Consider the following 15564-nt stretch of genomic DNA (forward strand, 5'->3'; position numbering starts at 1 on the left):
TTCGTAAAATAGCGTCCTATTCATCCATGCGGGCATATTCGAATGCCCGGTCTTCTAAATTTACTATTCGATATTGAATCAATTTTGCTCATTATCGTAGATCACTTTATAAGCTTATCGCATGTTTTTGATTCCTGATTCCGTAGGCCGTTTTTTCCATCGCATGGCCTCACCACCGCATTTTTATGCGTTTACCGGCCGATTATTGCCTTGGTTGACGGCGATTTTTATTATTTTGACCGCCGTAGGTCTATATGGCGGCTTGTTTTTGGCGCCCGCCGATTATCAGCAGGGCGATAGCTACCGGATCATTTATATTCATGTGCCGAGCGCCTGGATGTCATTGTTCATCTATGTCGTGATGGCGGTTGCCGGCGCCATCGGACTGGTTTGGCGTATCAAGTTGGCCGAAATCGTCATGATCAGCAGCGCCTCTGTCGGCGCCGGTTTTACTTTTATCGCCCTATTAACGGGCTCTCTATGGGGTAAGCCGATGTGGGGGACCTGGTGGGTTTGGGATGCACGTTTAACTTCGGAATTGATTCTGCTGTTTCTGTATCTGGGCGTCATCGCATTGTACGGAGCGATCGACGACAAACGAACAGCTTCGAGAGCGGTGGCAATTCTGGCGATTGTCGGTGTAGTCAATATTCCGATCATTCATTATTCGGTCGAGTGGTGGAATACCTTGCATCAGGGTCCGACCGTGTCCAAGATCGATAAACCTTCGATTCATGTCAGCATGTTGATTCCCTTGTTGACGATGGCGGTCGCCTTCAAATTTTATTATCTAGTTGCGATGTTGCAGCGCGCGCGGACCGAATTGATTCAGCGCGAACGAAACAGTCAATGGGTTAAAGGCTTAATAGAATGAATTGGCAAGAATTTTTTGCAATGGGCGGTTACGCCTTTTATGTTTGGACTTCTTATGGGGTGACTTTACTCGTGTTGCTTGCGATTGCGGTTTTGCCCGTTATTCAACGCAAACTTTTTTTAAAAGAGTTGGCTCATAAAATGAAACGGATGAAAAAATCATGAAACCGATTCGTAGACAACGACTTATTTTAATTGGATTGATGCTGGCCGGTATGGGGCTTGCCGTCGCTTTTGCGCTGAAATCGTTCAATGAAAATTTGATGTATTTTTTCTCGACGACCGAAGTGGTCGAAGGCAAGGCGCCGGAAAACGCTTTGTTTCGAATTGGCGGTATGGTAGTCGACGGCAGTGTCGATCGCCCGGCGGAGAGTTTGCTTGTGCGCTTTAAGTTAACCGATTTCAATAAAGAAGTGACCGTGGAATATACCGGCATTTTGCCGGATTTGTTCAGGGAGGGGCAAGGCATCGTCGCAAAAGGTCGTTTGTCCGAAAGCGGTGTGTTCGTTGCCGAGGAAGTCTTGGCCAAACATGACGAAAATTATATGCCGCCCGAAGTCGCAGATAGCCTGAAAAAACAACCGGAGCCTCCGGCAGAAGGTGGTATATGATTCCTGAGCTGGGGCATTTTTCTTTAATACTGGCTTTGTGCATGGCGGTGATGTTGGGCATTGTCCCTATCGTCGGTAGTTTTCGTGCGATTCCTGGATGGATTGCCGTGGCGCGTCCCGCCGCGTTCGGGCAATTGTTCTTTGTCGGCTTGTCTTATTTGTGTCTGACGTATGCGTTTTTGACGCATGATTTTTCGGTCGCCTATGTCGCGAACAATTCGAATACTCATTTGCCGGTACTATATTTAGTCTCCGGCGTATGGGGCGCGCATGAAGGCTCATTGTTACTTTGGGCCTTGAGTTTGACGATCTGGACCGGTTTGGTTGCGCAGTTTAGCCGCAGTATTCCGGACGCGACGATTGCACGGGTTCTCGGTGTGATGGGCTTGGTCAGCATCGGTTTTTTACTGTTCTTGTTGCTGACCTCGAATCCGTTCGAGCGCATGATTCCGGCGCCGCCTGAAGGCCGCGATTTGAATCCTCTGTTGCAAGACCCTGGGCTCGCGATTCATCCGCCGATGCTATACATGGGGTATGTCGGCTTTTCGGTCGCGTTTGCGTTCTCGATCGCGGCCTTGCTCGAAGGTCGTTTGGACAGCGCCTGGGCACGTTGGTCCAGACCTTGGACCAATATCGCCTGGATGTTTCTGACTTTGGGCATCACGCTGGGCAGTTGGTGGGCTTATTACGAATTAGGCTGGGGCGGTTGGTGGTTTTGGGACCCGGTCGAGAACGCTTCGTTTATGCCTTGGCTGGTCGGCACGGCGTTGATTCATTCATTGGCAGCCAGTGAAAAACGCGGTGTGTTCAAGACCTGGACCGTGCTGTTGGCGATTTTCGCGTTTTCGTTGAGTCTGCTGGGGACTTTTTTGGTCCGTTCCGGCGTATTGACCTCGGTGCATGCCTTTGCCAGCGATCCGGCCCGTGGTTTGTTCATTTTGATTTTTTTGGCTATTGTCGTCGGCGGATCTTTATTGCTCTATGCGATTAGAGCGCCGGCGGTTAAAAGCAGCGCCAGTTTCGAAATGATTTCGAAAGAATCCGCATTACTGTTGAATAACGTGCTGTTGGTCGTGACGGCGGCCAGTATTTTGGTCGGCACCTTGTATCCTTTGTTTATCGATGCCTTGGGCATGGGCAAGATTTCGGTCGGGCCGCCTTATTTCAATGCGATTTTTGTTCCTTTGATGGCGCCGCTTGCCGTGGTCTCGGGTATCGGCGTTTTGCTACGTTGGAAAAAAGACCAGTTCAACGCGCTCGCGCTACGAATCCGTTGGCTGATGCTGGGCTGCCTGTTGCTCGGCGCGGCATTACCGTTGTTGATGCCGTTTTATTCCTGGGCTGCCGCGATTGGCTTGACGTTGGCGCTGTGGACGACGGCACTGACCGGACTGGCCTTTTCAGAGCGTCTAGGGCATAAAATGCCTGATTTTACAGCCTTGCTGAAAGTGCCGAGAGCCTTTTACGGCATGACCTTGGCGCATTTGGGTATTGCGGTCTTCATCGTCGGAATTACCTTGACCTCGGTTTATAGCATCGAAAAAGACGTTAGAATGGCCCCCGGCGACAAGCTAGAAATGTCCGGTTATATATTCGAATTTCATGGTATCGATGTAGTCGATGGGCCGAATTATCGGGCGCAACAAGGCCACTTGACGGTCAGTTACGATGATAAGACGGTGGCTAAACTCGAACCGCAAAAAAGAATTTATCGCGTGCAACAAATGCCGATGACCGAGGCCGCGATCGATGCCGGTCTGTTTCGCGATCTTTTTGTCGCGATCGGCGAACCGTTGGGCGATTCGGGCGCATGGAGCATGCGCGTTTATTATAAAGCCTTTATACGGTGGATATGGATCGGCGGTGTTTTCATGGCATTGGGTGGCCTCTGGGCTGTCTGCGACAGACGTTATCGAATAGGCAATAAAAAACAGCGAGTCAGCAAAAATGCTTAAATTTTTGACGCCACTTTTAATTTTTGCAGTACTGGCGATTTTTTTGGCGATCGGTTTGAATCTCAATCCGCGTGAAATTCCGTCGCCCTTCATCGATAAGCCGGCTCCGCCTTTTACACTGCAAACTTTGGATGATCCGTCTCGTACCTTGAGTACGGCGGATTTGAAGGGGCAAGTTTGGTTGCTGAATGTTTGGGCTTCCTGGTGTGTGTCGTGCCGAGCCGAACATCCGGTGCTTAATCGGTTGGCGGAGCAAAAATTGGCTGTTATTATTGGCCTTAACTACAAGGATGAACCAGAAGATGCGAAAAACTGGCTGGCTAGATTGGGTAATCCCTATGATGTCAGTGTCTTGGACATGGAAGGATTGACCGGAATCGATTGGGGAGTCTATGGTGTTCCGGAAACGTTTGTAATCGATAAGCAGGGCGTAGTTCGTTACAAGCATACAGGACCTGTGACCGACAAAGATATTGAAACGACATTTTTACCTTTGTTGAATACTTTGCAGGCTGAGTAAATCCCGGAAATGGTACGGCTATGTGACGAAGTTATTTCTGCTTTTTTTGTTGAGCGCTTATAGTCTGTTCGCTACGGCGGCTACCATTACGCTTGATGTTCAAGGTGATGCGAGCAATCTCGATACAATCCAACCCGAAAGTCGGCTTGATAATGGTGCCGAACTTAAAGAAAGGTCTCTGGTAGCCGATGCTTTAAGGCAAGTACAAAAAAAATCCGAATCGTCTTCAAGTGAAACGGGCGATCGGCAGGAATTGGCGACCCCAAAAAAACAAGGCGATTTTGGCGCTAAACCCTCTACTCTTAAAGCCGCCGAAGCTGAAAATCCTTTGTATTTCAACCCGTTTGCCGAGACTGAAGTTTCGCCGTATATTTTTAAACAATCCGATTCAGATCATCAACCTGGATTTAATCCTTTGCTTGTATCGAAAGAGTTTATTATGAGCCTGGAAATTATCGATGATGAGCTTGTTATTGATGAAGCCTTACGAGAAATGGTCGACGAAACAGTCAACATGGCGCTTCATGTTAACGAGGCCTGGAATACTTTGGATGAAAAGGTCACACATAAAATTTACCAAGGGGTCAGCTATCTTGGATTCGATACTCAGTTTTCCGAGGATAATTCTCAAGCTAATAACCATGCTGTCGAATTCAAAAAGCTGGCCGCGCAATATGCCGACTCCGAGAACAATAATCGTCGCTATGACAACGAGCCGGAGGGCCTTTTTGCATATTTCATCAATTTACCCAAATTATTGACCGTTTCCAATTTGCTATTCATGCTGGGTTTTCTATTCGTCATGAACGGAATTTATCGAGTCATGCGTTTTTTTCTATTGCGGGTATAGCCTAAGCTTCAATAATTTGTATTTCCTTGATCTAAACCTCTCTTGAAGGGCAAGGTAGGCGCTTATTCAGGTTAATTCATGCACGTTACTAATCATTCGATCAATGCAATTATGCGTATTATTTTTTTAGTCTTCTTTTTATTGTGGGGCGTTCAGGCCATTGCTGCGGCCGTCGAGGTCAAGAATTTCGATACTCCAGAGCAGGAACGCGTTTACAACTCGCTGATTTCAGAGTTACGTTGTCTGGTTTGTCAAAACCAGACTATTGCCGATTCGAACGCCGATTTGGCGAAGGATTTGCGTGCCCAAGTCTACAAAATGCTGCAACAAGGCAAATCAAGGCAGGAAATTGTCGATTTTATGACTCAGCGTTATGGCGATTTCGTATTGTACAATCCTCCGATGAAGGCTAAGACCAGTTTATTATGGTTGGCGCCGTTATTGTTTTTAGTGATCGGTTTATTGGTTGCTTGGAGTGTCGTGCGTAAAAAACGTTTGGCGACTCGTTCCGAGTCTGCGCATGATTCCGCGCAATCGGAAGAAATTCGCCGCTTATTGGAACAAGGAGATGATCGGTGACGACAGAATTTTGGCTGACCGCAAGCGTTTTGATTGCGATAGCGTTTGCGTTTGTATTGCCGCCCTTATGGCGTCGACCGGGTTCAATAGATATTGAAACGGAGCGTTTCAACGTCGATATTGCTAAGCAGCGTTTACTGGATTTAAAAGAACAGCGCTCGGCCGGAACGATTACGGCTGATGAATACGAAGACTTATACCAAGAATTGCAATCGGTGCTGGCCGATGATTTGCAAACTGAGTCGGTTTCGCGGCAATCGGAATCATCCGGTCGGTGGTTGATCGTTCTGGCATTGATTGTTATTCCGTTGGTTTCGGTGACTTTGTACCGCACTTTAGGTAACGCCGATGCGTTGTTGCCGGAAGCGGACAGAACCGCTCAGCAGATGGATGAAATCAATGCGATGGTTTTAGGATTGGCGCAGCGTTTGCAAAGCCAACCCGACGATGCGGAAGGTTGGTTGATGCTTGGGCGTTCTTACAAATATATGAATCGCTATGCCGAATCGGCGCAAGCCTTTTCGGAGGCATATCGTCTGTTGGGTGATAGAGCCGATGTGCTGCTTCAGTACGCCGATGCGTTGGCGATGGCTAATGATGGTCGGTTGGCCGGGAAACCGGCGGAATTTGTTGCGAAGGCACTTAAATTGGCACCGGATGATTCGACGGCATTGTGGTTGTCGGGCATGGCTAAAGCCGAAGCGGGTAAATATGACGAAGCCTTACGGCATTGGCAAAAATTAGCCGCGCAAATGCCGAAAGGCTCAGAGCCATACCGTGAGGTTCAGGGTTTGATTGCGCAAGTCATGGAGAGGCTAGGTACGGCGCCTGTCGAGCAGCAGCCGGCAGCTATTGCTAAAGGCCTTAAAGTCAATGTAGCTATCTCCGACGAATTGCAAGGCGTCGTTTCCGCCACCGATACCGTATTTGTTTATGCTCAGGCATTACAGGGCCCACCTATGCCGCTAGCGATCGTTAAGATGCAAGTGGCTGATTTACCGGTAACAGTTGTGTTGAGCGACGAGCAGGCAATGATGCCGGCGATGAAGTTGTCTAACTTTGATCGCGTTAAAATTAGTGCCCGGATTTCGATGTCGGGCCAGGCAGAGTCACGTCCAGGCGATTGGATCGGTATCGTGGAGAGCGTTGCACCGGCTGAAACAGAGGGCGTTACTATAACGATCGATCAAAAGGTTCAATAATGGACCAGTCCTTAACGTTCGATCTCGATCTCATCCATCGTTACGATCAGGCCGGGCCTCGATATACATCTTATCCGACTGCGTTGGAATTACACGAGAATTTCGGCGAAGCGGATTATTTACGTCATATCGAGCAATCGAATAGGCTTGGAGGGCCGTTATCGCTTTATTTTCACATTCCGTTTTGCGATACGGTCTGTTACTACTGCGCGTGCAATAAGATCGTGACCAAAAATCGCGCGCATGCCGAGCCGTATTTGAACGATCTTTGTCGCGAAATCGAAATGCAGGGCGCTTTGTTCGATCGAGGTCGTGTCGTCGATCAATTGCATTGGGGTGGCGGAACGCCGACTTTCTTGAATGAGAGCCAAATGCGGCGGCTGATGGCGTCGACTCGCCGGTATTTCAATCTGCGCGAGGATGACGAAGGGCAGTACTCTATCGAAGTCGATCCTAGAGAAACCGACGATCGGACAATAGCCGTGCTGCGGGAATTGGGTTTTAACCGGATTAGCTTGGGTTTGCAGGATTTCGAACCCGATGTGCAAAAAGCGGTCAATCGCATTCAAACCGAACAGGAAACTTTTGCGGTATTGGAGGCGGCGCGCAACGAAGGTTTTCGTTCGACCAGTATCGATTTGATTTACGGGTTGCCGCTACAGACTGTAGAGTCGTTTTCACGAACATTGGAAAAGGTTCTTGAAGCCTCGCCCGAGCGGTTTTCGGTCTTCAATTATGCGCATTTGCCGCAGCGTTTCAAAACTCAGCGCCAGATCGATGATGTCGATATACCGGCTCCCGAGGTCAAGTTGGCAATTTTGCAAATGGTGATTCAGCGCTTGACCGAAGCCGGTTATGTTTATATCGGCATGGATCATTTCGCAAAACCGAATGACGAATTGGCGGTTGCTCAGCGCGAAGGGAAGCTGTACCGAAATTTTCAGGGCTATTCGACACACTCCGAATGCGATTTGATTGGTTTGGGGATTACTTCAATCGGTCGAGTGGGCGATGCCTACATTCAAAATGTAAAAGATCTTGACACTTATCGGCAAACGATAGAGCAGGGACGTTTGCCTGTGTTCAAAGGGTTTGAATTGAGCCGGGACGATAAACTGAGGCGAGCGGTCATCAGCGGGTTGATCTGTCACTTCGAGCTTGAATTCAGGACGCTGGAGCGCGAGTTCTCAATCGATTTCAAGACATACTTCGAGCAGGAATTGATTAAGTTGCAGAAAATGGCCGAAGATGGACTTTTGACGATCGATACCGACCAAATTTTAGTACGGCCTGCCGGTCGTTTGCTGATTCGCAATATCTGTATGGTATTTGATCGTTATCTTACTGAAAAGCAACAGTTTTCGAAGGTTATTTAAATTTCCTTAGACATGGAGCTTGCGTTTTTCGCAAAATCCATGTCCGAAGAAATGCACGAAAACCGGTTTTAGCTCTCTTCGTCGCCTTTTTTTGGCTGCAATTAAACCAAAACGGTTTTCACGTAGTGCTTCGTGAATGCCCTTAGCGGTTCTCTGTGTTGTAAATATTGACTAAATAAGCTGTTGATCGCAAGCGGTGTCAGATAGGCATAAACACCAACGCCGGTTTGCGCAATAAATTCAGCGCTTAGCATTTCGATGAATGCGGACTGTGCTTGGCTTGTGATTTCTATAGTTTGATTTTCCATTGTCGTCACCTCTGATCAATGTTGTTTCATAATAAATGAAGCAATATCAAGGCCCATCTAATCAAAATAAGTATTTTCAATGATTTAGCCATATGTTATTAAAGAGCGTATTAGACTTTTGTAAAAAAAAGTGACAGAAACGGCAGGTCTGTGACGCTTTTGTGTCAAAAATGGCGTTTGTGCTGAACGTTTTGCAGTCTTGCGCCATTTGTTGCGCTAGCCCTATTTGAGAAGCTTTGATAAAGTCGTAAGCTCTTCGACTCTCGTTCGACATTTTGTTATAATCACCCAGTTTTGGTATCTCGCGTAATTCCATTGGATGTAAGGATTTTTTAAGTCTTTTCGGAATTATCCCATTGAAGGAAACCGCTTGCCGATTTAGGTAACGGGCTTTATTTTTGTAAAAAACGGATCAATGTCGGACTTCGCTAAAGAAATTATTCCTGTCAATCTCGAAGACGAGATGAAACAGTCCTATCTCGACTATGCCATGAGCGTCATAGTCGGCCGCGCGCTCCCCGATGTTCGGGACGGCCTGAAACCGGTGCATCGCCGCGTTCTCTATGCAATGAGCGAACTTGGCAATGATTGGAATAAAGCTTATAAAAAATCCGCGCGTGTAGTCGGTGACGTGATCGGTAAATATCACCCTCATGGCGATACCGCGGTTTACGACACGATCGTTAGGATGGCGCAGCCGTTTTCTCTGCGTTATATGTTGATTGACGGGCAAGGAAATTTCGGGTCGGTCGACGGTGACTCGCCGGCGGCTATGCGGTACACCGAAGTTCGCATGGCCAAGATTGCGCATGAATTATTGGCCGATATCGATAAAGAAACCGTCGATTTCATACCGAACTACGACGAATCGGAATCCGAGCCTAAAGTTTTGCCGACTCGGGTGCCGACGCTTTTAATCAACGGTTCGTCGGGTATCGCGGTCGGCATGGCAACCAATATTCCGCCGCATAACCTAACCGAAGTCGTCAGTGCTTGTCTTGCACAAATCGAAAATCCCGAAATTACGATTAGCGAGTTGATGCAATTTATTCCGGGACCCGATTTTCCGACGGCGGCAACGATCAACGGAGCTGCCGGTATTCGAAGCGCCTATGCCACGGGGCGAGGCAAAGTCTATTTACGCGCTCGCTGCCATTTCGAGGAAATCGGCGAAAGCGGTCGTTATGCGATCATTACGACCGAGTTGCCGTATCAGGTCAATAAGGCCAGGCTGTTGGAGAAAATAGCCGAAATGGTCAAGGAAGCCAAGCTTGAGGGTATCTCCGGTTTGCGCGACGAATCCGACAAGGATGGTATGCGCATGGTCATCGAGCTACGGCGCGGGGAAGTTCCCGAAGTGGTGCTGAATAATCTGTACAAGCAAACGCAAATGCAGACGGTATTCGGTATCAATATGGTTGCGCTTTTAGGCGGTCGTCCTCATTGCATGAATCTGAAAGAGATTCTCACGGCCTTTATCGATCACCGCCGGGAAATCGTCACGCGCAGAACGGTTTATAATTTGCGCAAGGCGCGGGATAGGGCTCATATCCTGGAAGGCTTGGCAATCGCTTTGGCTAATATTGACGAAATGATCGCATTAATTAAATCGGCTAAAGACTCGGCGGAAGCGAAATCCGGACTCTTGTCCAGGACTTGGGAAGCCGGCTTGGTGAATACCTTGCTTGATCGTGCCGATGCCGACCGATCCAGGCCCGAGGATTTAACGCCTGAATTCGGTTTGGTAGACGGTTACTACCGATTATCCGAAACGCAGGCAGCCGCGATTTTAGATTTGCGCCTGCACCGTCTGACCGGTCTCGAGCAGGAAAAAATCGTCAATGAATATAGGGACTTGCTTAAACTGATTGACGAGTATTTGGAGATTCTAGGCAGCGATGTCCGGTTGATGGAGGTTATTAAGGAAGAGCTCGAAGCCATTAAAGCCGAATACGGCGACGAGCGGCGCACCGAGATTTTGCAGGATCATCTTGATTTGACCGACGAGGATTTGATTACCGAGGAAGATATGGTCGTGACCGTATCGCACGAAGGTTATGTCAAGGCGCAGCCGCTCGACGATTATAAGGCGCAGCGGCGCGGCGGTCGGGGCAAATCGGCGACGGCAACGAAGGAAACCGACTTTATCGACAAATTGATCGTTGCGAATACGCACGATACGATTCTCTGTTTCTCTTCGCTAGGTAAGGTCTATTGGCTCAAGGTATATCAATTGCCGGTTGCGAGCCGCGCCTCGCGAGGCAAGCCTTTCGTCAATTTACTGCCGCTGGAATCCGGGGAAAATATTAACGCCTTGCTGCCGGTTAGAGAGTTCAGTGCCGATAAGTTCATTTTCATGGCAACCGCGAACGGCACCGTTAAGAAAACGCCGCTTCCCGAATTCGAGCGTCAGCGCACCAACGGTAAAATCGCGATCGATTTGCGAGAAGAAGATGCCTTGGTCGGTGTGGCCGTGACCGACGGTCAGCAAAATATCTTACTATTCTCGACCGACGGCAAGGCGGTTTGTTTCAACGAAGAGGATGTTCGCTCAATGGGACGGACTGCGGCGGGTGTGCGCGGCATTAGACTACAGCCGGGGCAAAAAGTCATTTCGCTGATCGTATCGGCTGAAGGAACTGTATTGACGATCACCGAAAACGGCTACGGTAAACGGACGCATTTGAAAGAATTCGTGCGTAAAGGCCGAGGCGGGCAGGGCGTGATTTCGATACAAACGTCCGAGCGTAACGGTAATGTCGTCGGGGCGGTATTGGTGTCCGAGCGCGATGAAATCATGCTGATTACGAACGGCGGTACCTTGGTTAGGACCCGCGTCGATGAAATATCGATCGTCGGCCGGAATACGCAAGGCGTTACGGTTATTCGCCTCGACAAAAACGAAAAAGTAGTTGGAGTCGATCGAATAGAAGGTTTGGCCGAAGACGAGGACGCCGGAATGGAAGAGGAGTCCGATTTAGGTGGGGAAGTCAATAATGAAACAGAGATAGAACAGGACTCGGGAGAACAAGAATAATGGCCAGAATATATAACTTCAGCGCGGGACCGTCGGCATTACCCGAAGCGGTACTTCGGCAGGCGCGCGATGAAATGCTCGAATGGCAGGCTAGCGGCATGTCGGTGATGGAAATGAGTCATCGAGGCAAGCATTTTTCGACGATTGCCGAACAATTGGAAGTCGATTTACGCGAATTGATGGCGATTCCCGAAAATTATAAGGTCTTGTTTTTACAAGGCGGCGCGACCGGCCAGTTTTCATTTATTCCTTTGAATCTATTGCGGGGCAAGACTAAAGCTTGCTATATCAACACCGGAGCCTGGTCCGAGAAAGCGATTAAGGATGGCGGGCGGTTTTGCGAGGCGATTGTTTCGGCCAGTTCCGAATCCGAAAAATTCACCACGATACCAGATGTGACCGGATGGCAAATCGATCCGAATGCGGCGTATTTGCACTACACTTCGAACGAAACGATACACGGCGTTGAATTTCCGTTTATCCCGGATGCGCAGGGATTGCCGTTGGTTGCCGACATGTCGTCGAATATTTTGTCGCGCAAGATCGACGTAAGCCAATTCGGCTTGATTTATGCCGGAACACAAAAAAACATGGGGCCGGCCGGGGTCACCGTCGTAATCGTACGCGATGATTTGATCGGCGAGGCCGACTCCCGCTTGCCCGATGTATTCAATTACGCGGTACAGGCCAAAAATCAATCGATGTTAAATACGCCGGCATCTTACAATTGGTATCTGGTCGGTTTGGTGTTGAAATGGCTCAAATCGGCCGGCGGTGTCGATGCGATAGAAGCCGTCAACATCAGAAAAGCGGCGAGTTTGTATGATGCAATCGATAGTTCTTCGTTATATACCAATCCGGTGCAAACCGAATTTCGTTCGCGAATGAACGTACCTTTCATCTTATCCGATGCATCGCTCGATAAAGAATTTTTAACCCAAGCCGAAGCCAATGGGTTCGCCGAATTAAAAGGGCATCGTTCCGTTGGCGGTATGCGTGCGAGTATTTATAATGCAATGCCTGAGGAAGGCGTAAACGCTTTAATTGAATTCATGGCCGAATTCGAAAGAACCCGAGCCTGAGTATTGCAACATGACTTCAATTACTCCTCTTGCCGATTTAAGGGCACGAATTGATTCGATCGACGAACAGATTCTGCAGTTGATCAATCAACGCGCGTCTTGTGCCATCGAAGTGGCTAAAACCAAGATGGCGGAAGGTGAATCGGGATGTTTTTACCGGCCGGATAGGGAGTCGTTGGTATTAAGACGGGTTAAGGCGCTCAATCAAGGTCCGCTTGCCGATGAAACCGCGATGCGTTTTTTTAGGGAGTTGATGTCGGCCTGTTTAGCGCTTGAAAAACCATTGGACGTCGCGTTTTTGGGGCCGGAAGGTACTTTTACTCAACAGGCAACGATTAAGCATTTCGGGCATGCGGTCAATGCAGTGCCCGCTACGACGATCGCGGAAATATTCAATGCGGTCGAAAACGAGCATTGTCAGTTCGGCGTCGTGCCGGTCGAAAATTCGACAGAAGGCGTGGTCAATCATACCTTGGATCGGTTCGTTAGTTCGCCGCTGAAGATTTGCGGCGAGGTTGAATTACGGGTTCATCATAATCTAATCGGTAATGCCGGGAGTCTTGAGGATATCGCGGAGGTTTTTTCGCACCAGCAATCCTTGGCGCAGTGCCGTCAATGGTTGGATCTGCACTTGCCCGATGCGAAACGTACCGCTGTCAACAGTAACGGTGAGGCGGCTCGCTTAGCTGCCGGTTCGAAAGATAAAGCGGCGATAGCTGGAAAATTCGCTGCCGAACTTTACGGGCTCTCGGTCATCGAAGGCAACATCGAGGACGAGTCGAATAATACCACCCGATTCATCATTATCGGTCGCCAGATTTCAGGGTCGACCGGTAAGGATAAAACCTCGCTGTTGGTGTCGACCGGCAATCAGCCGGGCGCGCTTTATCGAGTCTTGGAGCCGTTCGCGCATCACGGTATCGGCATGATGCATATCGAATCGAGGCCGTCGCGTCAAGGTCTGTGGGATTATGTGTTCTTTATTGACATCGAAGGTCATGCCGAGGACGAAAATGTCGCGGCGGCGTTAAAAATGCTGGGTGCCCGAGTCAGTATGTTGAATATATTGGGATCGTACCCGAAGGCGGTTTTATAAAAATGAAACGCGTAAATTCCGGAGCGTCTAGCTTCTTGATAGTCGGCTTAATCAGCGTTATTCGTGCGTATAACGTTTAAAATCATATTTATTAATGAATATCACCGATAATTTTTATTCCCTGGCCACGCCTGGCGTGCAGCGCCTTATTCCTTATGTTCCCGGTAAACCGATCGAAGAACTCGAGCGCGAATTAGGTCTGAGCGATATCGTTAAATTGGCATCGAATGAAAACCCGCTAGGGCCGAGTCCAATGGCGTTGGCGGCGATTCATGCGACCTTGCCGGATTTGGCGCGTTACCCCGATGGTAACGGCTTCAAGTTGAAACGCGCGTTGGCCGAAAAATTTAGCGTCGATATGTCGCAAATTACATTGGGTAACGGTTCTAATGAAATTCTGGAGTTACTGGCCAGAGCTTTTTTAACACCGGCTCATGAAGTGATTTTTTCGCAGCATGCATTCGCCGTTTATCCGATTGTGACGCAGGCCGTCGGTGCTACCGGCGTCGTTATTCCGGCGCGCGAATACGGGCATGATCTCGATGCGATGTTGGCGGCGGTCAATGATAAAACCCGGCTTATTTTTATTGCGAATCCAAATAATCCGACCGGCACCTTATTGGCGCCCGATGAGCTGCGCCATTTTATTGCGGCATTGCCGAGTCATGTGCTTTGCGTCTTGGACGAAGCTTATTACGAATTTATCGACCCGCAAAGCCGTGCCGACTCAATCGCCTGGTTGATTGCCCATCCCAATTTGATCGTGACCCGGACTTTTTCCAAGGCATACGGATTAGCGGGCTTACGTGTCGGTTACAGTTTTTCCAATCCGAGGGTTGCCGATTTTTTGAATCGAGTGCGCCAACCCTTCAATAATAATATGCTTGCATTGGCGGCGGCTGAAGCGGCGCTTGCAGATCATGAGCATTTGCAACGTACGATAGCGACCAACAACGATGGCATGCAGCAGTTAATCGATGGATTCCGTCAGCTCGGACTGGAATGGATTCCGTCGGCCGGCAATTTTGTATCGGTCGATGTCAAGCGTTCGGGAGACGGCGTTTATCAGGCTTTGTTGCAAAAAGGCGTCATCGTAAGGCCGGTCGCGAATTACGAAATGCCCGACTATTTGCGCATTAGTATCGGTACGCCCACCGAAAATAGCCGTTGTCTCGAGGCGTTACAGGCTGTGCTCGCTGATGTTTAATAAGCTGTGTCTGATTGGCGTCGGGTTAATCGGCGGCTCGATAGCTCGTGCTGCACGCGATCGAGGCTTGTGTAAGACTATCGTCGCTTACGGTCGTGAAATAGATCTCGATAATTTGAAAGAAGCTCGGCGGTTGGGTGTCGTCGACGAGTATTTTATAAACCTCGAAGCGGCCGTGAAGGATGCCGACTGCATCGTCATCGCGACGCCGGTCGGCGCAATCGAAAAGGTACTTGGCGAGTTGCAGCCTTATTGGTCCGATCGAGCCGTTTATTCCGACGTCGGCAGTACCAAAGGCAATGTCGTCGATGCCGCTAAGCGAGTGTTCGGGTCCGTGCCGAGTAATTTTGTCCCGGCCCATCCGATTGCCGGAGCCGAACAAAGCGGTGTAACGGCTTCGGTGAATGGTTTATTCGATGATAAGCGACTGATTATCACGCCGGTTGAGCAAACCGATCCGAAGGCGACGGCATCAATTCAGCAGTTTTGGCAGCGCTTGGGAGCGATCGTGTCGATCATGGAAGTCGATCATCATGATGCGATACTAGCCGCGACCAGTCATTTGCCGCATTTATTGGCTTTTGTGTTGGTCGATTTGCTCGGACGTAAGGACGAGCAAGTCGAAATATTTAAATACGCAGCCGGTGGTTTTAAGGATTTTACGCGCATCGCTTCAAGCGATCCGACCATGTGGCTGGATATTTGTTTGGCCAATAGACAAAAATTAATACCGCTGATTCAACAGCTTAAACAAGAATTGGATACGATGGAACTGGCTCTCGAAAACGACGATAGCCAGCAGATTTTTCAAACCTTCACATACGCGGGTCAAGCCCGGCAGCGTTTTCTCGATCAATTGACAAATTAA

At 49.0% G+C, this 15564-nt stretch carries 15 protein-coding genes; 14 read left to right on the plus strand and 1 reads right to left on the minus strand.

Annotation, left to right across the window (positions count from 1 at the left end):
• Positions 1–121: 121 nt before the first annotated feature.
• From METBU_RS0100825 to hemN, 9 genes are all read left to right on the plus strand, one after another.
• On the plus strand, positions 122–874 hold the full coding sequence (locus tag METBU_RS0100825; RefSeq protein ID WP_014148964.1) for a heme ABC transporter permease: 753 nt from the start codon (positions 122–124) through the stop codon (positions 872–874).
• A complete protein-coding gene (gene ccmD, locus METBU_RS0100830) occupies positions 871–1038 on the plus strand; it encodes a heme exporter protein CcmD (RefSeq protein ID WP_014148963.1) in 168 nt (55 codons plus the stop codon). The genes METBU_RS0100825 and ccmD overlap by 4 nt, the downstream gene beginning before the upstream one ends.
• A complete protein-coding gene (gene ccmE, locus METBU_RS0100835) occupies positions 1035–1484 on the plus strand; it encodes a cytochrome c maturation protein CcmE (RefSeq protein WP_017838817.1) in 450 nt (149 codons plus the stop codon). Before ccmD ends, ccmE begins: the two co-directional genes overlap by 4 nt.
• Positions 1481–3439, plus strand: coding sequence for a heme lyase CcmF/NrfE family subunit (locus METBU_RS0100840; RefSeq protein WP_017838818.1), 1959 nt, complete (start codon positions 1481–1483; stop codon positions 3437–3439). Before ccmE ends, METBU_RS0100840 begins: the two co-directional genes overlap by 4 nt.
• Positions 3432–3959 carry a DsbE family thiol:disulfide interchange protein gene (locus tag METBU_RS0100845; protein WP_017838819.1) on the plus strand — a complete coding sequence of 176 codons (528 nt, stop codon included), beginning with the start codon at positions 3432–3434 and terminating at the stop codon, positions 3957–3959. The genes METBU_RS0100840 and METBU_RS0100845 overlap by 8 nt, the downstream gene beginning before the upstream one ends.
• Positions 3960–3981: 22 nt before the next feature.
• Positions 3982–4809, plus strand: a complete 828-nt coding sequence (locus tag METBU_RS0100850; RefSeq protein ID WP_017838820.1) for a hypothetical protein — start codon at positions 3982–3984, stop codon at positions 4807–4809.
• A 78-nt stretch (positions 4810–4887) separates the two neighbouring features.
• Positions 4888–5388: a cytochrome c-type biogenesis protein gene (locus METBU_RS0100855; RefSeq protein ID WP_017838821.1), complete on the plus strand. Its 501-nt coding sequence runs from the start codon at positions 4888–4890 to the stop codon at positions 5386–5388.
• On the plus strand, positions 5385–6590 hold the full coding sequence (gene ccmI, locus METBU_RS0100860; RefSeq protein WP_017838822.1) for a c-type cytochrome biogenesis protein CcmI: 1206 nt from the start codon (positions 5385–5387) through the stop codon (positions 6588–6590). The genes METBU_RS0100855 and ccmI overlap by 4 nt, the downstream gene beginning before the upstream one ends.
• A complete protein-coding gene (gene hemN / locus METBU_RS0100865; RefSeq protein ID WP_017838823.1) occupies positions 6590–7966 on the plus strand; it encodes an oxygen-independent coproporphyrinogen III oxidase in 1377 nt (458 codons plus the stop codon). Before ccmI ends, hemN begins: the two co-directional genes overlap by 1 nt.
• A 101-nt stretch (positions 7967–8067) precedes the next feature.
• Here hemN and METBU_RS0100870 read toward each other — a convergent pair whose 3' ends face one another.
• Entirely contained in the window at positions 8068–8274 is a 207-nt protein-coding gene (locus METBU_RS0100870) for a hypothetical protein (RefSeq protein WP_017838824.1), read from the minus strand.
• A 415-nt stretch (positions 8275–8689) separates the two neighbouring features.
• On the opposite strand from METBU_RS0100870, the gene gyrA reads away from it, so the two are divergent.
• From gyrA to METBU_RS0100900, 5 genes are all read left to right on the plus strand, one after another.
• A complete protein-coding gene (gyrA, locus tag METBU_RS0100880; RefSeq protein ID WP_017838826.1) occupies positions 8690–11311 on the plus strand; it encodes a DNA gyrase subunit A in 2622 nt (873 codons plus the stop codon).
• Positions 11311–12393, plus strand: coding sequence for a 3-phosphoserine/phosphohydroxythreonine transaminase (gene serC, locus METBU_RS0100885; protein WP_017838827.1), 1083 nt, complete (start codon positions 11311–11313; stop codon positions 12391–12393). The genes gyrA and serC overlap by 1 nt, the downstream gene beginning before the upstream one ends.
• 10 nt (positions 12394–12403) lie before the next feature.
• Positions 12404–13489 (plus strand): prephenate dehydratase, encoded by a 1086-nt coding sequence (gene pheA, locus METBU_RS0100890; RefSeq protein WP_017838828.1) that lies wholly within the window; start codon positions 12404–12406, stop codon positions 13487–13489.
• A gap of 94 nt (positions 13490–13583) precedes the next feature.
• On the plus strand, positions 13584–14696 hold the full coding sequence (hisC, locus tag METBU_RS0100895; protein ID WP_017838829.1) for a histidinol-phosphate transaminase: 1113 nt from the start codon (positions 13584–13586) through the stop codon (positions 14694–14696).
• Complete coding sequence (locus METBU_RS0100900; protein WP_017838830.1) at positions 14689–15564, plus strand: prephenate dehydrogenase; 876 nt, start codon at positions 14689–14691, stop codon at positions 15562–15564. The genes hisC and METBU_RS0100900 overlap by 8 nt, the downstream gene beginning before the upstream one ends.

Origin of the sequence: Methylotuvimicrobium buryatense 5G, from assembly GCF_000341735.1 — a bacterium.
Taxonomy (GTDB): domain Bacteria; phylum Pseudomonadota; class Gammaproteobacteria; order Methylococcales; family Methylomonadaceae; genus Methylotuvimicrobium; species Methylotuvimicrobium buryatense.